Source organism: Paenibacillus sp. FSL R5-0908 (assembly GCF_038006245.1).
Lineage (GTDB): Bacteria > Bacillota > Bacilli > Paenibacillales > Paenibacillaceae > Paenibacillus_AQ > Paenibacillus_AQ odorifer.
Genome location: NZ_JBBOUV010000001.1, coordinates 3,424,848 through 3,447,710 on the forward strand (window position 1 = coordinate 3,424,848; position 22,863 = coordinate 3,447,710).

The following is a 22,863-nucleotide window of genomic DNA, read 5'->3' on the forward strand; positions in this document are numbered from 1 at the left end:
CGTAGTAACACCGAATAAAACCAATGATATTATTAATCCATAGAAGTATGAACGAATACAGAAGGTCAGGAAACTTTTCCTGCCTTCTATTTTTGCTTCTCTAAATAAAAACTGCCTACAATATCGTAGACGGCTTAATGATTCATTTTTTATCCTTTGGCGGATTGGGGTCGTTACCATAACTATTAGATTTGGCAATTTTACCATCTCTGTTATGGATACGGTGTTCAGTAGAATCTTTCTTGGCTTTATCTCGACCAGCCTTTTCTGTTTCCGCCTTTGTATCACCGTGGCTTACAGTCTTACCACCTTGCTTATTGTCCCAACCTCCTTCGGGATTGGGTACAGTGTGGACTGGAGGTTTCTTGTCTTTTGTCATTTTGTTTACCTTCTTTCATTTGGAATAAACAGTAATACGATGAACAAAATCTATTGTTCCAATAAATTGAATTAAATTCATATATTTATAGGAGGTGAAAACTTGAAATGGTATCATAAAGTCATATATTCATTTGCAAATTCAGTTCTTCCGGCATCCGTAAAGCGTCAGATGATGGGTGTAGGCAGATCAACAGTAACCAGTAACTCAAACAATTGGGGTATCTTCAACTGGTTACCGAAGAAGTACCAGAACGTCCATAACATCGATTTGACCAAATTACAGAATCATACAGCAGAAGAACTGCTTGAGCTGCTTATCTCTGTTCACCCGGACATTTCGCATGCGTTATACACCTATCTCAGAATGGGTGACACTGAGCTAACCTTCACAGCTAAGAAGAAGTCGGGGAGCGACGATAAGACCGGACAAAGGGCGTTGGATGAAATTAAGGAAATGCTTGAAACGCCATTGCCGTCACCTGGCTACCAGCACGGACGGTCCCTGGATAAGCTAGACACTATTCAACGCATGATGATCATGGTTCGTGGGGCGTGTGCCGGCGAAGTTGTCCTGAATGAACGATGTAATGATGTCATTGATATTGTTCCGGTTGATCCGGCACTGATCTGGTTCCGCAGGGAGCCGGTCACGAACAGACTGGTACCGTGGCAATACGTCAAGAACCCGGGCAGCAGGCAGACCGGTGAAGAATGGTTTGGACAGTACAAGAAGATCGATACTCCGACATTCATTTATGAAGAGTTTGATCCAATGGTTGATGATCCATATGGCCGAACACCATTCCTGCCGGTACTGCAAGTTGTATTCTTCCACCTTCAGGTACTACAAGACCTCAAGGCAGTCGTTCACAATCAAGGATATCCACGCTTGGATATTTCAATGCTTGAGGAAATCATGTTGAAGAATATACCTTCAAGCATCAAGAACGACCCAAAAGCGCAACAGGCGTGGCTTAAGGAACGAATGGACGAGATGCTTACCCATTTCAACTCACTCAATCCAGATGACGCCTTAGTCCACTGGGATAGTGTAAAGATTGAATACCTCAAGGGCGGAAACAGTGGTCCGATGATCGACATTAAGAAGTTAATAGACATCATTGATACCCAAATGGCAACAGGCCTTAAAACGCTGCTCACCCTGTTATCCCGGCATCAAGGTTCCACAGAGACATACAGCTCAGTGGATACCCAAATATATATCAAGTCTGTAGAGTCCGCCCGGAGCGTAACTAAACGTTTCTGGAAGCGGGCTTTTTCTATGGCAGTAAGAGTGCGTGGAGTGCAAACACAGGTTGAAGCTGATTATGCTCCAATTGATTTGCGTTCTGATATGGAGCGAGAGCGAGATCTGAGAGCGAAGCTTAATAACTACGTGCTGGCTGAAAAAGAGCGTTACATCACCACTATAGAGGCAGCAACGGAAGCTCGTTGGATAATGGGTCTTAATCCTAAAATTCCACCTGAACTGATTGCTGACCTTGAAAAGAAGTATAAGCCTGATCCGAATCAACAGATTCCGCCGAATGGAGGTGAATAACCAATATGCAACCAACAGTAGGACGTATGGTTCACTATTTTAGTTATGGTACGCCAGGTGGTGAGTACAAAAGCGAACCAAGAGCGGCGATCATTACTCAGGTTCATAACGCAACGTGCGTTGATTTGTGTGTGCTTAATCCAACGGGAATGTTCTTCAACCAAAACGTTGTTCAAGGACAAGATGGAGGTAAATGGGATTGGCCACAAAGAGTATAATTCTGATGCGCTAATGAGCGCGGAGGTGATCTAATATCTAATTGTTCATTACGAGAGGGAGGTGAGAATTAGTAAATGGCTAAACCGACAACTGAGCAATTAGCATTAATCAATCAACTTGCCCGTGTTCCACTCACGGAAGATGAAACTTATGTCTTTCCCGCAAAACTTGTAGGTGATCAAATGATCCCTAATCGTTTTTATCGCCTTACTCCTAACTTTTTGCGGAAAATGGCAGTCCAAGCTAAAGCAGGCGTATCACTATTGTTGGATCACTCATGGGCTAACCTTGGTATTCTAACAGTTCCAATAGGAAGAACCTTTGAAAGTCGATTGCAGACGGATGGGGATGAACTGGCGCTGTACGCAGATCATTACATGAAACTCGGCCAAGAAGTCGGAGATATCAAGATTGACCAAATAGCAGATGGTATTGATGCCGGAACTATCTTTGATACTTCAATTGGCTTCACGGTAAGCAGCCAGACGTGTTCGATCTGTGGTCAGGAGTATTTCGGTGGGAATTGTCCTCACATTCGTGGTAGAGAGTATGATACTAAACTTTGTACCGTTGATATCAATGACGGAGATCTCATGGAGAATTCACTCGTCTTTGACGGAGCTTATCCTGGTGCTGGAGTAGTAGGGATGAGTAATACCTCAGAAACTCAATCAAGTGTCAAATGGGAATCTTTATCTGAAGATGCGAAGTCACTACCAAGTGGCGGACGCGTCTTTTATTCTTTTAGCGGAAAATCTGGGCTTGATGGATTTGTAATCAAGCAAGAAAAAAACAATGAGCCTGAAACACAGGCCAAAGGAGATGACACTGTGACAGATGAACAAAAAGCTGCTTTGGCAGCATCACAAACACAAGCAACTGCACTTGCGGCTGCAAATGGTGTACTCGGACAAGTCCGAGCAGCATTGGGTGTTGAAAATGACGCTGATATCCCGGCGAAACTGACGGCTTTGAGTGCTCAAGCTGCTGATGGCGCGGCGTACAAAGTTAAAGTAACAGAACAGGCCTGTGGCGCTGGTGTCAGGGCGCTGGGCGAAGCATTTAATACTGAAACCATGAAAGCTATGCTGTCTCACTTGCCGGTATCTGAAATCGAAAAGATCAATGCAACCTATGAAGCGCAGGCTCAGGCAGCATTGGGCGGTGGTGGACGACATACCGAAGGTGATAACCCTGATCTTCCTGCCGGTGCAGCCAATGGAACACCACCTGCCAATGCGCAAGCAGCGGCTCAAAAGACACCAGAGCAACTTCAGGCAGCTGAGAAAGAAGCAGCTAAAACAGCTGCAATTGCAGCCCTCAAAAACACTGGCAGAGGCAATCTGCTGAAGGAGGACAATTAATATGAATCCAGCACAATATAATGGTGCTCCGGGTCCAGGCACGATTTATACTCAGGAATTCACTGAGGTACTTGCTTCCACGGATCTCCAAGCAAAACTTCCGGGTGGTGTACTGCTGGCTCAAGGCAACGGAGTGATTAAAAAGGGAACTGTGCTTGGCAAGGTAACGGCCACGGGGAAGTATATTCCCTATGTTTCTTCTGCAACAGACGGATCTCAAGCGGCTGTGTGCATCTTGGATAATGATCAAGACACAACGATAACCGATATCGGCGCTTCTGCTTGGATTGCAGGGATTTTCGTATCATCCAAATTGACCGGCATTGATGCAGCGGCTAAAACAGCGCTGAAACTTTGCTACTTTGTATAAGGGGGAACAACATTAATGGCAAACGTACTTGATCCATACTTCCTAACCGAAGTCGTTCAAAACATCCGGACAGATATCAATAGTTTCCGAGGAGCTCAGATCCTGACCAATGGCGTTGATTTCAAGCCGGAACTTGGTTTAACAATCGAATATGATATCACGTATGACGACACTGGCATGACACCACCAACCGGGCTCAACGATCCATCACCTATTCACGCGGCACCTGTTGTGAAACATATGAGCTTTACTAACCAGGAATGGCGCGAAAAAGCTATTATCGATCGTGAAAAAATTGCGATTCTCCGTAAGCCAGGGACAAGCTTGGAACAAACGTGGGGCGAAGATTATATGGTTGAACGAATGGTCAATCTTAATCAACGTCTTGAAACACGTTTCGAATGGATGCGGTGGCAGTCGCTCACTGGGAGCCTTGTAGTGCCAGCGACGGCAACAATGCCAGCACGAACTATTAATTATGGAGTACCGTCCAATAACAAGCCGACTGCAGCTGTGCTCTGGAGCAATGTGGCCACAGCTGATCCACTTGCTGACATTGATCTTTGGGTTCTCAAGTTCCGTGGCAGTGGGGCGCGGCCAGTAAAGATCGTAGTCAACAAACAAATCGATATTTATCTGAAGGCAAATGCTAAAATTCGTGAGTTGATCAAGTTCACTTATGGTAAAGAAGTAGTGACAGCAGGATTGCTGTCAGATATTATCGGCCAACAATTGAACGGCCTTCAATACGAAGTCTACGATGGCGGTTATATTGACGAATCAGGTAATTTTTATCCATTCATCCCGGACAATGCTTGCATTATCATCGGACAAGGCATGACGGGTTCCATGATGGATCTTGTAACCAGCCCTAATAACTATGAAGACATCTTCACTGGACATCCCGGTAAGTTTGCACTGGCAAAACTGATTAAGGGTGACCCTGACCAGTGGCAAGTGATCAACGGCGCAACGGTTCTACCGCGTCTGAAATACGTCAACTGGCATATCTTTGCTACAGTGGCGTAAGGGAGGGGCATACCATGACAATCGTAAAAGTGTTGGTTGATGCTGTAGGGGAATATAATGCTGGGGACATCGTAACTGATGCCCCCGAAGGTCTTGTTGATATTGTAAAGAGACAAGTTCGGAACGCAGCAACGGGTGAATTGCTGGCTATTTTCGTAAATAGCAATGAAATTGTCAGTGATAATCCTTCCAAACGCGAACTAGAGCTTCAGGTCCAACTTGAAGAATCTAAAGCACGAGAAGCGGAGCTACAAGAACAAATTGCAATGATCCAAGCAGATGGAGAGTTCAAAGAACTTAAAGCTGCTGCTAAGGAATTGAAGATTCCTGGTTACACCAAAATGGATGCTGATGAGCTTAAAGAGGCTATCAGCGCTGCTGGTGGTGACGGTGATGGCAAATAAGATCCTCACTACGGAAACGTATCATGAGGAAATAAGAGGGCGTCTAGGAGTCGGTGAGGATGTATTATCCGATGCTGACATAGACGCTCTTTCTGTTTTACCCATAGCTGAAGCGAAGGTTATTACAGCAGTTCCGGATTATGCTGAACTGATTGATGATGATAGGAACTATGTATATGCAGCGGCTGTAAGCATGGTCGCTGCTATGCTAGCTCCATCCATGACGGCCAGAATTGCCAAGTCCAAGAAAGACTTCGATTTCTCTATTGAGAATCAAGTTGTGGACTGGCGTGCATTCGGTATCCAATTGATTGACGATGCTTATGCATTAATTGATCTGATATCCACGGCAATACATGGAGCAGATGCACCAATATTCGGTGTTGCTGGTCCAACACGATACAAGGAAAGGCGGCGTTGTTAATGTTCAAACAATTTGCTCACCGCCATTCGCCTTGTACAGTGAATGGAGAACCGGATGTGGTTATACTTTCCAGGGATACCCGAGCAACAACGATTGTCGGTAAGGAATACATGTACAACGGAGTGTTTGCTCCAACCTCGTCGATTAAGCCGGGAGACCTAATTGAAAACGGCGATACCTTCTTAGTTCAAACCTTACGTTTGACCACGGAGAAAGATCGATATTGCTCATTGATCAAGACTAATGCAGCGATAACAGTCAATCGTTACTCCGGAGAATATGACGAGAATGACAATCAAATCGGTGATGAAGAGTACAGACCTATTGCAGAAAATGTGATTGCGTTTGCTCAATACGTCACGGCGCTGCTACGTCAGGACGATCCAGGCTTACTGCCCTCCACAACATACACGTTGCAATTACAAACAACGGTTGATATAAAAGACCCTCAAGACGCCATCCATCCAGATCAGGTTATTCTCCACGGCAAGGCTTATCAGGTGGATGTCGTTGATGTAGTTAAATACCCCAATCTACTGCATGTGCAGTTATCGGACAGTGTGCGATGATCACCGGATATGATGCTACAAGGGCGTCTAAGGATTTAGAACACAAGCTGTCTCTCCAAATTACCGGGTTAACAAAGATTGTCCTACTGACTGCCAAAGGTGGTATACGATACTATCCAGCAGTAAGAGATAAACTTCAAATGGAAATGTTCGTACTCGCTAATCAGATGATTTCAGGAGATATTACAGCAGATTACTGGCAGGCATGGCTTGAACAGTTTGGTAAGGGATCTTTAATGGCGGATGCCTCACAAAACCCCGGTTTAGTTACTTACATGAATTCTGATGCGTGGAATCGACTAAGATCACGCAGCAGTAAGGTGGTTGTAGGGCGTGGACAGGGTAATTACAAAAGCATTGATGGTACGATGCGTTTCTCAGGCGGTGGCTACGCTGGAGTGGATCTGGAGGAGCTAGCAGAACGCGGAGATATTGACCCGAAGTTTAAGCCAACACCACCGACCTATTTTCTACGGATCGCATTACAATCCAACCGCAACCGAATCCTACAAGGGATTGCGGAGGTAATTGAAAACTTTCCATACCACAAGTACTTTTTGGAGGATAAGACATGAGCCTTCATCTGATTGATGCTATTCAGAACACGCATAAGGCTGACACGGCGTTCATGACTATGCTCAAGCTTACGCCAACTGCTAATGGCGAACAGATGTCAACTCGCTTCACAAAAGGTGTAGAGCCTGAAATAGTAGTGACAAAGGAAACCTTACCGCATATCTGCCAGTACATTATGCCGGGGCAATACGGACGAAACCCACTCGTATTTCAAGGTAAGTTTTGTATCGACTTTTACGGTAAGACTGGCTATGAGGCGAAGCTATTATTCGAGCGGTCATTTGAACTTTTGCATGATAGGCGGATTGTTCAACCTAAGTTTCATTCATTTTTGTGCGTGTTAGCCTACGATGGCGACTTTGCAACAGGAATCAGTGGTGTTAAGGGTTATAAAGGTATATACGATATCGACTATATCCGTATTAATTAAGCAGGGATAAAGCATGAACGTGATTGTAAAGTGTAATTGAAGTAATATAGAAATAAGGAAAAGGGGTGATACGGTGACAGAGAAACCCGAACTTAAGAAAGAGCCGACAGAGCTTGAGGAACTTGTGAAAGAAAAAGTTAAGCTGGCTAAAAAGCTCGGACTAATGGAGCGAGGTACGCAACCGATTGAAGGATATAAAGAAACGAACGATTACAAACGAATTCAAGAAATTGATTTAAAACTATGGGAACTGATCAAATAAACTGATCAGTTCCTTTTTTATTACCCAAGGAGGGATACACGAATGAAGGAACCATTAGTATTTGATGGAGTCGGTAAGATATGGATGAGAGATTACGATGGGACTCTAAGATACATTGATGAAAAAATTAACAGCGTGATGTTCGCACCGCAGTTCTCTTGGACGAAGGTATTTGGTGGACAGTCCGGCTATGCATTTCACTTGACCGCACAAGATTTGCAAGATGTGCTCACGATTGAGCTGCCGCGTTATTCTGCTGTAATTGCTGAGATTTCTCAAGGGGCAGAGACAAAAACAGGTCCTGTTGAAATCGATGAGAACGAAGAGGGCATTCTCGGTGCTACTGGATATGCCATCGAAGGAATTGAAGCTTTTGGTGGTACGTTTGTTAAGGATAGCGACGAGGTCTATCTTAAAGCGGTAGATGGAACGCTAAGTAAGCTTGAAAGAGTGGCTTCAACACCAACCATTGAGCAATATGCAATTTCGGCGGACGGTGTTATTACATCTGCAACAGGGAATTTGAACAAAAATGTGATTGTGACCTATAAATGGTCCAAACAAGGAACATCCAGCAACTTCAAAGGAACACGGCGTCCTAAACCATTTAAGTTTGTTCACCGTTTTGAATTGATAAATGACCGAACAGGTCAACCGGTGCAGGTGCAGTTGACGGTATACAAAGCTGTAGGCGGCGGTACGCTGAATGTTGGAGCTGCCCGTAAGACTCCTAGCACAAGCACTCTTAATCTGGAGGTTTTGGAACCAGATGTCACTCCAGATAATCCAGAAGGTATTGCAGCAACGATTATCTTCGTAGACTAGAAGCAACAATTAACAATGACGGTCCCTCGCTGTTATAGCGGGGGATTATCTATTTTGAGGAGGAATAACAGTGCAAAAGCAAATCGATGAAACATTAAATATAGGTTCAGAAGTCAGACTGGCTGAAGGACTTGTTAAGAATGTGAAAATTGGAACTATTGGAACTATACGACAGGTTCGGAAAATTATGAAGAACATACCTTATCAATTTTCTGTATCTATTGGCCGGGAACCATGGGTCGAAACCGATCTAGGAGAAGCTGTGGACTGGCCGAAGATGGAAGCTGCCTATCGCGAATCTTTCAATCTTATTCTTGAAGGCAGTCTGCCAGATGAAGAATATGATCAGGTAGATTTCGAAGGTATCGAGGAGTTGGAAAAACTCATTACCCGATTTCTATGAGGAATCGTTCCCTCCTGATCCGGACGCTGAGGAAGAAAGCGAGAGCGAAGGGACGGAAGAGGGAAGAGAACAAACACTACTTGATGCATGGGCCTTATGTGTAACTCTAGGCATTCCAGATAGCGAATGGGAAAACATGACTTTCCCTAAAATATACGCTCTCAAAAGAATTAGAAAGAGGAATCAAGAGTTCCAAATTGCTCTTCACGGTGGAGAAATCACCAAAAAGCCGAAGAAAGCAAAGTATTTATCTGATTTAGGTATCTTTCCAAAATAAAAAGAGGTCTCCGCATGATGCCGGGGACCTCTTTTTCTGTATGTAGACGTGTCAGTAGCAAAGGAAAATTTTCCTTAACAATCAAGGGGTGATGGCAATGGCAGACAACAAAGATGTAGTTGGTGCTCGAATAAGTTTAGATACATCTAAAATGATCCCAGCATTTAAGGCGATTGACCAAGGCGTAAAAGGGAACGCAGAAACCTTTAAAGTGCTAAATCAGGAAATTACGGTAACCACTAAAAACTATACAGCGTTAGCAACGGCTTCTAATAAACTTGCCCTCACTTCTGAGGAACGGCGAAAGAAGATCATGGCTGAGTCGGAAGCTCTTGTTAAACAACGAACAGCTCAAACCGAGCTGATACAGACAAAGAAGATCCAGATGGAACAAGCTAATAAATTAGTTGATGCTAAAATGGCTGCACAAGAAGCTATCATTAGAAAAAGATATGATGCTATTGAGCAACAAGAGCGAGAACATCAAAAACGGATGGAAACATTACAGAATAAAGCCACCGCTAGTGCTCTCAAATTAACAACAGGAAGTTCGTCATCTACAGGAACAGATAGTACACGAGAACGTGTATTAATGCAGGAACAAGCGATCCGGCAAAAAATAGCTCAATTAGCTGAGAGAGAAAGTCAACAATCTCAGAAATATGCAGCGAACTACGAGAAGTTTTGGTTGAATGCATTGCAGGCTAGAGAACGTAAAGAAACACAGGTTCGCGAAAAGGCATTACAAGAAGAACAGCGTATTCGCCGTTCGTTGACTCAGACACAGACTCAGATCAACGGAATTACGAGTACAGCCGCACAGTTTGCTATGACAGGAACTTTGTACTATGCCTTTACGAGAGGAGCCACTGAGGCAATCAGTCTCCTCAAAGACTTTGAATATGAACTAGTTAACGTGCAGCGGGTCATGGGCGAATCCGCGGACGTTGGATATGTCAAAGATTCCATGATATCCAGCGCCAAGGAATATGGGTATGCACTTCGAGAAGTCGCGAGTGTTTATACACTCATCGCTCAGAACGGTTTTGACGAGAAGCAAACTGAACAACTGGCCAGAACAGCACTTATGGCTAAAAACGTTGAACAATCCTTCCAAAGTGCATCCCAGGCTCAAGAATTAATGACAGGAGCAATTCTCAACTACGGGATGGCTGCTGAAGACTCCGAAAAGTTGCTTGATAAACTCAATGAAGTTTCCAACAACTTTCCAACAACATCTAAGAAGCTCTTAGAAGGTATAAACCGAGTGGGTGCTACAGCTAAAAACGCTGGAGTGGACATTGACGAACTTATCGGATATTTGACTACACTGAATCAAGCTGGTTTTTCTGGTTCTGTAGCTGGTAATGCTATAAAATCCTTTATTAGCTTCTCCAGTAGACCTATAGCAGTAGACAAGCTAGAAAAGTATGTTGGAGTGATGAGACAAGCTAATGGCGATATGATGAAGTTCCCAGAATTACTTAGTAAGATTGCAGCTCAGTGGGATAACCTCTCAGATGTTGAACGTAGCGAGATTACACAAGCCATCGCTCGGGGGGATCAAGCGTCTAGATTTATCGCTCTGATGAATAACTATAGTAAGGTTATGGATGTAGCTAAAGTATCAGAGGAATCATTTGGATCAGCACAAAGAGAAAACAACCTCACAATGACTACACTGACAAAGCAATCTGAGCAATTACGCGCTTCTTGGGATGAGTTGATTATATCTATTGGTGATAGCGGGTTACTTGGGGGATTAAAGTTAATTGTAGGCCAAGCCACTATCTTACTAGATGGGTTTAACCATCTACCAGGGCCCATCAAAAATACTGTCACATCGATTCTTTTGTTAGGTGGAGCGATTACGGTTTTAAACACGGGAGCCAGGATTCTGACTGGACAAACTCTGGTTTCTTTGGTTACAGGAGTCGCTGCCGCGGCTAAAGGGATGCTTGGGATGAAGGTTGCAACCGATGCAGCTAACGTATCACAAAAGGCTTTTATTGCCACGCCAATAGGTGCTGCTTTAGCAGGACTTGCAGTTGTCATAGGTGCTGCTACAACAGCATGGGCTTATTATAAAGGTACACAAAGTCAAGTGAGTGATGAGACTCTGCAACAGAATCGAAAAACAGCTGAATTAGTTGCTAGATACGACGAACTGAAATCTATCGTTGACGATAACACTAAATCTGACAAAGAAGTTTCTGCTGCGAAATCAGAACTGGCGAATGTAATGGATCGACTCAGTGCCACGATGCCTGGTCTTGTATCACAATGGGATGAACTTGGTAATGCGAAAGAGCTGGATATTCTAAAAATTGAAGAATGGAAGACGCGATATTCTGAGAGTATCAAAATCGTCGAACAAGCGAATCTGGATGCTGCCACGAAGCGAAAAGCAGAGTTAGAGCAGGAGATTGCCTATACTGACCTCGCTATTAAAAACGCTTCAGAGAGCGACCTGAGTTTAGTTGATAAGGTATTAGGAAAAACAGTGCAAACCCTACGGGAAATGTGGGGCAATGAGATGATTTCTTTGGGAACAGAACTGTCCCAAGAAGAGCAAAAAATCCATGCAAGTAAATCAGCTATTGATGCCCTTAATGGTGTCACAGAGGCAAGTGTAGCAGCGAATAGTAGATTGGCCACAGCTGCAGCAGATTCAGCGGATTCAATGGAGAGTTACTCAGATTCAACGGACTCTGCCTCCTCATCAACAGAAGAACTATCTGATGAAGTTAAAGCCCTCATAAAAGCGCAAGAAGAATGGGCATCAACAGTCAAAGGAAATAGTCAAACGGTTTCGGAACTAAACGGAGTACTAGATGAACTGGCAAAAGGTCAGTCCTTAAATGCTTCAAACGCTACAGATCTAATTAACAAATATCCTGAACTTGCATCAGCGATTTATAAAACTGCAGATGGATGGTCATTTGAGACGGATGCGGTTAACAATCTACGGAAAATGAAAATCCAGAAAGCTATTGATGACTTAAATTCTGAGAAATCGTCAGCATTTAATACAAAAGTAGCTACCGACGAAAGATTATCTGCTTATCAAATTGAAGCAGATGCTATTAAGAGCTTGGCACAGCTAAAGGCTCAGTTAAATGGTAGTAAGGCTATCACAGGAGATAACGTTACTCAAACTGGAGACGATCTCAAATACTTTAAATCACAGTTTAGAGAAGCGGGTATTGCTCAAGCAGCAGCAGAAGCGGAAATTCAGAGCATTATTGATGATTACGATACAGCGGCTAAAGTTTACGATGATAAGATAGCTGCACTTAGCAGTATGTATCAAGATCCATCCTTTGGTGTATCTTCTAGTAAAAATTCTAAAGATAAAAGTGGCAGTAAGGATAAATCAAAATCATCAAATGCAGAAAAGGCAGAAAAGGCAGCAAAAGAAGCGGCTGCTGCACGCAAGGAAGCATATGATGAGGAAATGGATAACTTCCAGTATGTAGCAGAACGGCAAGGTTGGTCCATAGAACAACAGATTTCTGGTTACGAGCGGCTTAAGAATCGTCATAAGCAATACCTCGCCGAAGATAAAGATGCCTTAAAAGAATGGACTAGAGACATTCAGGCACTTAATGATAGTAGGTACAACGAAGATGTTTCGATTCTTGAGAAAAAAATCGAAAAAATGAGACAGGCAAATCTCCAAGAAATCGAAATGGTGAAGACATCACTTAATTTTTATAATAAAGAGTTGTCGAAGTCTTATTTAACTACAGAACAGAAAGCGGAAGCTCAAAAACAAGTATTTGATCTGGCGGTGAAATATAATGAGCTTCGTTACCAAAATTCCCAGACATGGATTGATAAAGAAGCCACTAAGATGGAGATGGCTGGAAAAAGTAAGATTAATATCATCACCATGGAACTACAAGCCTATGAACGCATGGCAAAAGATAAAAATCGAACTGCCGAGCAGAGCTTTGCGTTAGAAAAGCTGATTTACGAGCAAAAGAAAAGCTTGCTTGAGCAACAATATTCTGACTTTCAAAAGGATTTGAACCATAGAAAGGCTATGGGTCAGACTACTACCGAAAGTGAATTGCAGGACTGGTTGAAAATTCAGGCTATTTATCGTGTTGGTACAGATCAACGGATGGAAGCGGACGAACAAGTCTATGCACTACGTCAGAAGCTGATTGAAGACGAAACTAAGGCCGTTGAGACGTTGGCGAAAAATTATAAAACGAGCATCGAAGCCTCTAAAAACGCAGCTATTAAAGCAATAGAGGAAGAACGGGATGCTTATGTTGCTGCGAAGGATGCTGAGATCCAAGCTATTGATGATTTACTTAGTAAGCAACAGGAATTAAATGAAGACCAAGACTACGAGAGTGCACTATCAGAAAAGCAAGCTAGATTAGCTTTGCTTGCCTCAGCCGTAGGACCGGATGGAATCGCAGAACGGAAACAGGTTCAAAAAGACATTGAAAAGTTGCAACTCGATCATGAGCGCACCTTAGCTAAGAGAAGCCTGGAAGAGCAGAAGCAAGCCCTTCAAGATGAAAAGGACGCTAAGAAGGAAGCCTATGACAAGGACATCGAAGCTACTAAAACACATTACGATGAGTTGCTCCAAGCACTTGAGGACTTTTCTTCCGATACTGCCAATCGAGCGGAATTGATGAAAAACATCCAAGTACTGAAGGAATCCGAGAAGAATGCTGAGATATTAGCTCAGTTGGATCAGTTTATTGCTGACTATCAATCAAAGATGAGCTCTATTACTGCACTAACACCTACTGTGAGCGGATCCACAGCCTCTTTATCAGTAGTGGGTACATCTAAGAAGGATTTAGATTTAATTGAGTACAACGCCAATAAGGATGCTTGGACAGCTGCGCAGTCGTCAGGAAATACAACGGAGGCGGCTAAGCTAACGGCAAGAAATGAAGAATTACGTAAATTGTATGGAATAACAAAGGATACTGGGAAATTGCAATCATTCCATACCGGTGGTGTAGTCAAAGGTGATTTCAAAGGGCAAGAAGTTATTGTAAAGGCTAAGGTTGGTGAGAGATTTTACACTGAACAGCAGCATGACAATCTTTTTAAGATGCCAGAATTTAAAATGCCTTCAATAAACTATTCACTGCCTCAATTTTCAATGCCAGCAGCGTCAGGGTCTTCGAATCCGCAGCATACAAGTACGACCAGCGTAACATTCTCAGGGGATACTTATATTGAAGATTCGTCCACAGCACGCGTGTATTGGAACGAAAGAGATAATTTTGTTCGCAGAGCGCAATCCAGAACAGGGGTGAAATAATTGATTGTAGCTACAGCAGACGGTGTTCCACTATCATCTATTGGGTTAGGTTTGAAATCTCATAACATTCCTGTTTTACCCCCAACAAAAGATAATACACTAGAACTAGCAGATCGAGATGGAGCGTTAGACTTTGGCAGTACCTATGGACCACGAACATTTAACCTCGAATGCATCGTTATGGCTGATGATTCAACTATAGATTATCACAACAGAGTCGCCCAAGTGGCGGCTCTTTTTAATATTCGAAAAGGAGATATTGTATTTACATTTTCGGATAGACCAGGGAAGCGATATATCGGACGATATGCAGGAACAATGGATATCCAGAAGATTATCTTTGATGGAGAATTAACGATTCCCATCACCATGTCTGAGAACCCTTTTCCAGAATCAGATGAAAAAGTTTATGAGACAACCATTACACAATCTCCGCAGACACTAAAAATTGTTTCTGATGGTGACGAAAGGGCCACACCATTGATCGTTCTGACCAATACCGGATTAAATACTATTCAGGGTTTTAAAATCATTAACGAATACGAACTATAGGAGCTGAGAAAAATGGCAATGCAAATATCTAACTGGCTATCAGCGGCACTTTTAAATGCTGCTTTTCGAAATGTGGCTTTTTCCCAACCATCAACAGTCTATCTAGCTTTATATACTTCTGATCCTACACAGGCTGACACAGGGACAGAAGTATCTGGTGGATCATATGTGCGAAAAGCGATCACCTTTGCTGTAGCCTCATTGGAGAATGGGAAAATGACGGTTAGGTCGTCTACTGATGTGGAATTTCCAATAGCTACGGCGGATTGGGGATTGGTGACACATGTCGGATTGAGAACGGCTTTAACAGGAGGGAATTTATTATGCTCTCAAGCCATCATTCCGCGGTCTGCTTTGATAGGAGATAAACCTAGATTTTATGCAGGATCAACTCTAATTCGTTTCGCACAATAACTAAGGTCAATAAGGAAGGAGGCTAATTAATGGCACAACAGCAAATGTATTCTGCGATAGCCAATTCGCCGGGCACGGAATTATCCGCGGCAATAACGGCAGCAGTTACGACTATACCCGTTGTAACCGGGAGTGTTTTACCAGAAGGTCCTAATATCATTACGATTGGTGTAGATGAAACGTCAGAGACCGTTCTCTATACGTCCAAGAGTGGAAATAGTCTAATCGGTTGTACACGCGGATTTGGAGGAACAACAGCAAAAGGATGGGCGGTAGCTTCACGCGTTGCCCGTTACTACACCGCCTACGATCACGAAGCATTCCGCAAAAACCTGACGGACCTTTCCGGAGTAACCTCGGAATCAACAACTGATATCGTCCTATCAGCTGGTCAGCAAATCTTGAACGCAACAAAGAACGCTAGACTACAAGGATTAAAGGTACAGGGTAGGAGTATTATAGATTTATTTGGTGGGGCTGGGAGTGGAGAGAGTTTAACGGGGTGGACACAAAATGGTAACCAGCCTGTGGCTTTATCAACCACGCAAAAACGGTCCGGAAATTCATCGTTTAAGCCTGCGAATGATGGCACGAAGTCTAGTCACATATACAGGGACTTCACAAGCCCATTAGATCCAACGAAACAGTACGTACTTGTAGGATGGGTGTATGTCGAATCGTACACATCCGGTAATCAAGAGGTAAGCCTTCGTGATGTTGGGACGTTTACATCAAAATATACAGTACAATTCGGATCATCCATTCCTGTTGGCAGTTGGCAGCCATTTTTCATAAAAATACCTACTAACAACACACTAGTTGGATCGGGTTTCAGGCTTCTAATTGGGGCAATCTCTACGCAAGTCAACACGATGTATTTTGACGAACTTCGCCTATGCGCCGTATCCGCAGCAGACTACGCAGCTATTGGAACCACAATCACAGGTGAAGCTATAGACCGTCTTTTACCTTATGTACCTCCTGGTATTAATGGAGTAGATGGGCTGTATGTACGGAGATATGGACGTAATTTGCTGCCGGATAAGCCGGATACGTTGCATGCTAATGCGCGGGTTAATGGACCGTATGATATGACGCTTGTGGCTACGGCAGCCTCTCAGTCAGCCGAAATGATTATTCCTGTACTGCCAAACACACTGTATAGATTCAGGGTCACAACAAGCGCTTCATCCGGTAACTCTATTGTCGTAATACGCAAAAGCGATGGGTCGGTAACATATCGAAGTGGTTCCTACGCTTCGGATTCTGTAGTTTCATTCACGACAGACTCAACGACAACGGAGATATATGTTAGATTATCGTGTGATATAGCTGGCACATTTACGTTTAAAAACTGGCAACTCGAACTCGGCAACGCAGCCACGCCATTCCAACCGCGTGAAGACAGCCTTATCGCCTTTGGTGGAGTAGAGTTACACGCTAACCCAACGGATGGCAGCGAACCGGATATACTGCGTGAGGTTAACGGGCGGTATGAGGTAACGAGGTTATGGCGTGAGTTGATTGCGGATGGAACTTTGCCGTGGGAATATCATGGGACTGCTACAGGTTATAAAGTTGTCAAGCTGCCGAAGCTTGCTGCAACTTTTGCAGGAGATAACAGATTAATTGGTTTTGTAACTAAGTACAACGGTATAAGCCTAGTAAATACTCCTTCAAGTGTAAATGTGTTTGCTGCTGGTGCGGATACTTACAGGCAACTAACGTCAGATGCGAATTTTTATCTCAATATAGCTTCCTCAGACTCCGGTTGGGGAGACTCCTATACACCGAGTGCTGACGAGATTAAAGCTTACTTCAACGGGTGGAAGATGTATGATGTTAACACCAATCCAGACGGTGGCGGCGTATATAACAGAACGGACGGGTTGGGAAAATGGTTTACTCCGGTTGATAGATCTACTGGAGGTGTAAATACACTACCGACTGCAAAGGCTACATCAGTCACTTCGTACCAACTCCTATACCGCCTTGCATCCGTAACTACAGAAACAGTACAAGAGGATGGTAGCCTATCATTACTTGAAGGCGATAACTTTATCGAGGTGGGTAGCGGATATGTGTCGCGGGAGCGAGCGAATCCATTAAGCGCAGGCGGATCGACGTATATTAACTCCTCGTTTTCTGGATTTGAGATTACTCGATTAAAGAACAAAGCGGCGGACATATTGGCTGTATATAAAAACGGACTACTAGATCAATCTTGGTTTAAGAGTATGACGGATGCGTTCGGGCTGGTACGGGTAATAGCAACGGCGTTTGATCCATCCGCCTCATACAGCGTCTCTTATATCAAACTGGATAAATCCCCTGTACCGGGAGTTACTGGCTTTTACGCAGCCTCTGAGAAGGGACAGTTACGTGATCTGACCGATGGGGTGACGGAAGCGCTGGCGAGAGTATCTGTTGTTGAAGCCAAGAAAGCGGAGAAGGACGTACCGGCGCAGATAACACCGACATTGCTTAATGGATGGGAGACGTATAGCAGCAGCAACGCACCTTACTATTACAAAGACACGCTTGGATTTGTGCATATCAGGGGCATGGTTAAGAGCGGGGTCAACGGGTCGCCAATCTTGACGTTACCTCCTGGATATCGCCCATCAGCAACAGCCGGCATCGAGTCAATATCCGTATCTAATAACGGCAGTGGTATTTTAATCGGCAATGTCGAGGTGGACTATAAAGGCCGTGTAACCCCATATTCTGGAGGCACAACATGGCTAAGTCTCGATAACATACCGCCGTTCTTGGCGGTCAATTAAGGAGGCATGAAACGATGAAAGAAGCAATCATAACAGATATTAATGGGCTATACACAGACGTGACGATTGTCTCTGATGCTGAGTTCGGTGTCACGCAGCTTTATGAGATTCCGACGTCCGAGTACGATCACGACACGCCAGCACACGAAACACCGGAGCCAGTGCTTGTCGGCTATCGTGTGGCTGTACCTGTACCTGCTGGACTATATAAGCCACACTTTGATTTAGTTGCGTGGAATACGTGGCAGGACGTTGTCCTAGAGGCACAGAGCGACTATGCCGACGAGCTGCATGATTGGCGGGAGCAATGGGCGGAGGGCGAGAAACAAGGTCCTGAGCCAGTTTACACACCTCCTGCACAGCCTGATAACCTTTGGGTCGAAGGCTTAACACCAGAAGAGATTGCGGAGTTGACCAAGCCCGGTGAGCATACGGAAGTTGAAAAGCTGAAGCTTGAAAATGAATCCTTAAAAAAGTTAATAGAAGACAAAGATAGGGAAAACAAAAATGCACTTTTTGAAATTTACTCTATCCTGTTAGGCGGTGAATGACGGTGAACGTCATCAGCCGCCTTTTATTATGGCTGCTACTAAAGTCTGAGAAAGGAGGTGGAATACAAATGATTATCGTTATGGCATCGCTCATTATCTATGGAGATATTACAATTGCTCAAGTTCCAACTGGCTCCAAAGCTGCTGTAAAGACGCGGCTTGCGACTCTTGGATATGACGAGAATGGCACGCCGTTAAAAATAGAAGAATAAATATTGTTAGTCACCACAAGCCCTCGAAGTTTTCGGGGGCGTTTTTTACGTATGGAAAATTTTCCTGACCAGAAAGGAGAGGGGTTATGTTCGGGGGTGCGTTTAATCGATTACCTTTTGATAGACCATTTCAACAGGAACTATCTTTCTCAGTTAATTTCGACATCATCACTGAAGTTGAGTCTAAGCTTAACCTAGAGATGGCTATTCCTGTAGTAGTTGAATTTATAACAGAATTCAATTCTGAAATGATACGTGAACAATCATTTGGAGCAGAGTTTGAGACTATGTTTAATTTTGAAACAACTATGGTTAGAGAACAGTCTTATAATGCTTTATTCGAACTTGCGCTTGAGGTTCAGGCAACTGTGAAATATACACATACCGATGAAATCATTTTTACGGGTGGGTTCGCACCAGGTGAGCGAATAGTTATTGATACCAAAAAAATGAAAATAACCAAGAATGGGCAAAACGCACTTCACTTGATGGATGGTGACTTTTTCGATCTCGTATTTGGAGAAAACAAGATCACATATACCGATCAAGAAATAACTAGATCTGTACTTGCGCGCGTTACTCATCGAGATAAATACCTATATTAAAGGAGGTGCACTTTTGGACTACCTTCAGTCTTATGATAAGAACTTGAAGCGTGTGGGGATTTTAAATGATTCATATGATATCCAACGGAAGAGACGGATCAATTCGGATTACGAGATATCTTTCTTGGTGCCCATGAATTCAGAGGATTACCAAGAAAAATTATTAATTAAGGGTCACGTTAAGGACGAACGGGGTCAATTTTACGTTGTCAATAGCAGATCCAGAGTAAGAGAAGATCGTAAATTAACTGCCTCAATCATGTGTACACATGTGATGTTTAAACTAACAGATTTCAAGTTTCCATATTCCTTATATATTGATGAGGCTTACGGTGTTCCTATTTCTCGACTGACCAATCTAATTACTGAGGCAACTGGTGGAAGATTCACCTTTTCAATTGATGATACTTTCGATCTTCATGACGTAAAAGATTTTGGACAAGGAAATTGTCTTCAAGCACTAAATAAGATCGTGGAGATGTATGGATGCGAAATTGAGCCGGATAACTTTGTAATCCACCTTAAGAAAAGAATCGGCAGAGATAACGGTCTCCAATATCGCATCAAGAAGAACATTATTTCAGATCAATTTAAGGATGATTCAAGTTCGCTTGTAACGCGCTTATTTTGTCAAATGAAAGATGGTAGAACATGGATAGGTGAATCAGCATCTATCTTAACAAATGAGGAGAGGGCACTACTAGAGGTTGTGCCTGGGGCAATTGTTAATGGCGTGTTACAAGTGAATTATTTAATTTCTCCTTATGCTTCCACCTGGGCGAGCAATTCAGTTCCATACTTTGATGGTGAAATTATCGAACAAGATATAGAAAGTGTCTCGGATCTTCTGGAAGTATCACGAAAGACTTTAAGAGAAAAGGAAATCCCGACATTTGAAGTCACTGCTGATGGTGCGGATTTATTTAAGATTGATAAAGAAGAGCCTAAACCCAATCTTGGAGATACCGCCTATTGCTATGATCCAGATATGGAAATGAAGAATTTAAAGGCTAGAATAACTGAACTCACAGAATATCCTTTCACTAAAGAGAAACACGCCCAAGCAACCATAGCAAATGTGATGTTAAGAGACTATGACGATATCATAGCTGACCTTGATAAAAGCAAGAAGCTAGTAGATAACTTATATTCTAACGGACGCATCCGAACAGAGCTTTTTGAAGCTGGGGCCAAGCAAGTAATTACAGATATTAATAACTCGAAAACTGAACTTATCTATCCAGAAGATGGCGGGATATTGGCAAGGGAAAAAACAAATCCATTACGACAAGTTCGCCTTACATCGGCGGGATTGGGCATCTCAACGGATGGATGGCAAACTGTGCGTTCTGCTGTAACAGCAGGCGGTGTCTTAGCTGAAACTGTGATTGGACAGTTTGGTAGCTTTGTTTCAATGTTGATCGGAACTGGAAATGCCGTTACTCAAATTAATACTAATGGTATAGCAGCAGGACACGCAAACTTCACCGAAGCGCCTTTTCGAGTAGATATGGCTGGCAACTTGGTAGCTAATAAATTGACAGCAAACTATGCCTCAATAGCGAATTCTAACTTTTCTGGTGGGGCTATTGTAGGGTCATCCATCAATGTAGGCAATGGCAAATTTGTAGTTAATTCCTCGGGCAGTGTTTATGCAGCTGATGGAACCTTCCAAGGAACCATTAATGCTAAAGGTGGAAGTTTTGAAGGGACAATCTATGCAGGTGGAGAAATCGTTGGGGGGATTATTACAGGTGCTCTTCTGAGAACAAGTGCGATCGGAGAAAGAGTAGAGATGAGTTCAGGAGGATTAAGATCCTATGACTCCAATGGAGTTAAGCGTGTAACGATCTCAAACGATGGTTTACACAAATATTCAGGTATTGGTTTTTGGTCGCCGAGTGGAATAGAGAGAGCGGGAATGTATGCTGAAGAATATCTTTCCTTTCTATATGCTCAGGGACCACTTCAAATTCTTTCCTTTGGAGATCGGGTGTTCTTTGCTGGTTCAGTTGATTTTTCAAGTGCCAATGTATATGGGCTTAAAATTCCCAGTATAGAAAACCTCCAGTCAACTTTAGATGGATTACAAATTGCGTTAGGCAGTAAGGCTGAAAAGAGTCAAGCGGGATATAATCTTGCATTTGACAATACAAGTCGTAACTTAAAGATGTTTAGCAACACAGGAGCTCTTCTTGCACAAGTAAACATTCCCTCATAAACTATATTGAAACTTCTAACCCTTTATTGCGATAATACAGATAAGAAATATTTACTAATAAGGGGTGTTTTAGTTGAAAAAGTTCATCTCAGGAATAATTATCGGAGGATTGATATTCGGTGCAGTGCCTGCACTTGCTTCAAGTGGTTTGGTGGGTCAAAAAGTCCAAGGTATATTTTCGATCGAGAAGAGTGGGAATAAAATAGCCGAAGCTGTCGTTATTAACGGATCGGCTTATGCTCCAGTTAGAGCGTTGGCAGAGGCAACAGGTACAAAGTTGACTGTTGAAGGGAAGAAAATAATCATGGGTAATTTAAGTTCCTCAGTTATGATTGATGGAGTGGAGTATGATCTTAAAATTAAAATTACAGGCGAAATTAATACATTAAAAGAGAATATTGCGTGGTATGAATTCAATATCAAAGGAACACAAGAAAATGAAATAAAACCTGCAGAGGAAAATTTAGTTAAGGCAAAGATTTCCGACAACGGAACACCAGAAAGCGCTTTGGTAATATCTAGTATTGAACAACGAATTAAGGAAAGTAAAGCACACATTGCAGAACAGCAAAAACTAATTGATCAAGCGAAAGCAGATATAGAGAAACTACAAACTCAAATAAAAGATCTCGAAGGCACAAGTAAGAAATGAAGAAAAAGATCATAATTCTAACTTCTACTGTAATTGCGTTGCTTATCGCATTTTTAGTGATAGACCATTTAACAAATGATCCTAAGAAAAGTGCATATGAAAGAGCAATGAGTAAACCAGTCCCAACATCTTCAGTGGAGCTTTTCGAAAAGGAGACGTTCGAAATTGTCCGGATTTACGATGAAAAGTCAAAAGATCTTCTTCCATTAACCGAGGATGAAGAAACCATATTAAATGACTACTATAACAATTACTCAAGGAATCCTAGGTTGAGTGGTGAACAAGAAAGTATATATTCAAAGATTGTTGTATTAGAGACAAGTTACTATTTATTCATCAGTTCTAAAGACAGTAAAGAAAAAGAAGATATAAAAACAGCTAATGAAGCAATCACATCATTCTTTAGTTATCTTGAAGGTTTGAAGACAAATAAACCGTAGTACTACAGTATATAAACAAATATATTCTATAACT

Annotated in this window: 24 protein-coding genes; 23 read left to right on the plus strand and 1 reads right to left on the minus strand. The window is 42.8% G+C overall.

What is annotated here, in order from left to right:
* Window positions 1-142: 142 nt before the first annotated feature.
* On the minus strand, window positions 143-379 hold the full coding sequence (locus tag MKZ09_RS15545) for a DUF2188 domain-containing protein (RefSeq protein WP_076208616.1): 237 nt from the start codon (window positions 377-379) through the stop codon (window positions 143-145).
* Window positions 380-481: 102 nt separating this feature from the next.
* Here MKZ09_RS15545 and MKZ09_RS15550 point away from each other — a divergent pair, with 102 nt between their 5' ends.
* The 23 genes from MKZ09_RS15550 (at window position 482) to MKZ09_RS15660 (ending at window position 22,829) form a co-directional block, all read left to right on the plus strand.
* Entirely contained in the window at window positions 482-1,942 is a 1,461-nt protein-coding gene (locus MKZ09_RS15550; RefSeq protein WP_076208615.1) for a hypothetical protein, read from the plus strand.
* 5 nt (window positions 1,943-1,947) lie between these two features.
* The gene (locus MKZ09_RS15555; RefSeq protein WP_076208614.1) at window positions 1,948-2,160 is read left to right on the plus strand and encodes a hypothetical protein; all 213 of its coding nucleotides are present in this window, start codon (window positions 1,948-1,950) and stop codon (window positions 2,158-2,160) included.
* 75 nt (window positions 2,161-2,235) lie between these two features.
* Window positions 2,236-3,525 carry a hypothetical protein gene (locus MKZ09_RS15560; RefSeq protein ID WP_076208613.1) on the plus strand — a complete coding sequence of 430 codons (1,290 nt, stop codon included), beginning with the start codon at window positions 2,236-2,238 and terminating at the stop codon, window positions 3,523-3,525.
* 1 nt (window position 3,526) lies between these two features.
* Window positions 3,527-3,895 (plus strand): head decoration protein, encoded by a 369-nt coding sequence (locus MKZ09_RS15565; RefSeq protein ID WP_076208612.1) that lies wholly within the window; start codon window positions 3,527-3,529, stop codon window positions 3,893-3,895.
* A 15-nt stretch (window positions 3,896-3,910) separates the two neighbouring features.
* On the plus strand, window positions 3,911-4,924 hold the full coding sequence (locus MKZ09_RS15570; protein WP_076208611.1) for a major capsid protein: 1,014 nt from the start codon (window positions 3,911-3,913) through the stop codon (window positions 4,922-4,924).
* A gap of 14 nt (window positions 4,925-4,938) precedes the next feature.
* Window positions 4,939-5,328, plus strand: a complete 390-nt coding sequence (locus tag MKZ09_RS15575; RefSeq protein WP_076208610.1) for a hypothetical protein — start codon at window positions 4,939-4,941, stop codon at window positions 5,326-5,328.
* Window positions 5,318-5,752, plus strand: coding sequence for a hypothetical protein (locus MKZ09_RS15580; RefSeq protein WP_076208609.1), 435 nt, complete (start codon window positions 5,318-5,320; stop codon window positions 5,750-5,752). The genes MKZ09_RS15575 and MKZ09_RS15580 overlap by 11 nt, the downstream gene beginning before the upstream one ends.
* Window positions 5,752-6,321 carry a hypothetical protein gene (locus tag MKZ09_RS15585; RefSeq protein ID WP_076208608.1) on the plus strand — a complete coding sequence of 190 codons (570 nt, stop codon included), beginning with the start codon at window positions 5,752-5,754 and terminating at the stop codon, window positions 6,319-6,321. The genes MKZ09_RS15580 and MKZ09_RS15585 overlap by 1 nt, the downstream gene beginning before the upstream one ends.
* Window positions 6,318-6,896, plus strand: a complete 579-nt coding sequence (locus tag MKZ09_RS15590; RefSeq protein ID WP_076208607.1) for a hypothetical protein — start codon at window positions 6,318-6,320, stop codon at window positions 6,894-6,896. Before MKZ09_RS15585 ends, MKZ09_RS15590 begins: the two co-directional genes overlap by 4 nt.
* On the plus strand, window positions 6,893-7,327 hold the full coding sequence (locus tag MKZ09_RS15595) for a hypothetical protein (protein WP_076208606.1): 435 nt from the start codon (window positions 6,893-6,895) through the stop codon (window positions 7,325-7,327). Before MKZ09_RS15590 ends, MKZ09_RS15595 begins: the two co-directional genes overlap by 4 nt.
* Window positions 7,328-7,400: 73 nt before the next feature.
* Window positions 7,401-7,589 (plus strand): hypothetical protein, encoded by a 189-nt coding sequence (locus MKZ09_RS15600; protein ID WP_076208605.1) that lies wholly within the window; start codon window positions 7,401-7,403, stop codon window positions 7,587-7,589.
* 42 nt (window positions 7,590-7,631) lie between these two features.
* Window positions 7,632-8,414 carry a hypothetical protein gene (locus tag MKZ09_RS15605; RefSeq protein ID WP_076208604.1) on the plus strand — a complete coding sequence of 261 codons (783 nt, stop codon included), beginning with the start codon at window positions 7,632-7,634 and terminating at the stop codon, window positions 8,412-8,414.
* A gap of 70 nt (window positions 8,415-8,484) precedes the next feature.
* Window positions 8,485-8,817 (plus strand): hypothetical protein, encoded by a 333-nt coding sequence (locus MKZ09_RS15610; RefSeq protein ID WP_256719334.1) that lies wholly within the window; start codon window positions 8,485-8,487, stop codon window positions 8,815-8,817.
* 374 nt (window positions 8,818-9,191) lie between these two features.
* Window positions 9,192-14,396, plus strand: coding sequence for a phage tail tape measure protein (locus MKZ09_RS15615; RefSeq protein WP_179089659.1), 5,205 nt, complete (start codon window positions 9,192-9,194; stop codon window positions 14,394-14,396).
* On the plus strand, window positions 14,397-14,948 hold the full coding sequence (locus tag MKZ09_RS15620; protein ID WP_076138795.1) for a phage tail domain-containing protein: 552 nt from the start codon (window positions 14,397-14,399) through the stop codon (window positions 14,946-14,948). It begins immediately after the preceding gene.
* Window positions 14,949-14,966: 18 nt separating this feature from the next.
* Window positions 14,967-15,362, plus strand: coding sequence for a phage tail fiber protein (locus tag MKZ09_RS15625; RefSeq protein ID WP_081394474.1), 396 nt, complete (start codon window positions 14,967-14,969; stop codon window positions 15,360-15,362).
* A gap of 29 nt (window positions 15,363-15,391) precedes the next feature.
* On the plus strand, window positions 15,392-18,148 hold the full coding sequence (locus MKZ09_RS15630; protein ID WP_341041006.1) for a hypothetical protein: 2,757 nt from the start codon (window positions 15,392-15,394) through the stop codon (window positions 18,146-18,148).
* A gap of 14 nt (window positions 18,149-18,162) precedes the next feature.
* Window positions 18,163-18,699, plus strand: a complete 537-nt coding sequence (locus MKZ09_RS15635) for a hypothetical protein (protein ID WP_341041007.1) — start codon at window positions 18,163-18,165, stop codon at window positions 18,697-18,699.
* 68 nt (window positions 18,700-18,767) lie between these two features.
* Complete coding sequence (locus MKZ09_RS15640; RefSeq protein WP_162636801.1) at window positions 18,768-18,911, plus strand: hypothetical protein; 144 nt, start codon at window positions 18,768-18,770, stop codon at window positions 18,909-18,911.
* A gap of 86 nt (window positions 18,912-18,997) precedes the next feature.
* Window positions 18,998-19,516 (plus strand): phage distal tail protein, encoded by a 519-nt coding sequence (locus MKZ09_RS15645; protein WP_341041008.1) that lies wholly within the window; start codon window positions 18,998-19,000, stop codon window positions 19,514-19,516.
* A 13-nt stretch (window positions 19,517-19,529) separates the two neighbouring features.
* Complete coding sequence (locus MKZ09_RS15650; protein WP_341041009.1) at window positions 19,530-21,737, plus strand: phage tail protein; 2,208 nt, start codon at window positions 19,530-19,532, stop codon at window positions 21,735-21,737.
* A gap of 73 nt (window positions 21,738-21,810) precedes the next feature.
* The gene (locus MKZ09_RS15655) at window positions 21,811-22,389 is read left to right on the plus strand and encodes a hypothetical protein (RefSeq protein WP_076138790.1); all 579 of its coding nucleotides are present in this window, start codon (window positions 21,811-21,813) and stop codon (window positions 22,387-22,389) included.
* On the plus strand, window positions 22,386-22,829 hold the full coding sequence (locus MKZ09_RS15660) for a hypothetical protein (protein ID WP_076138789.1): 444 nt from the start codon (window positions 22,386-22,388) through the stop codon (window positions 22,827-22,829). Before MKZ09_RS15655 ends, MKZ09_RS15660 begins: the two co-directional genes overlap by 4 nt.
* Window positions 22,830-22,863 lie beyond the last annotated feature (34 nt).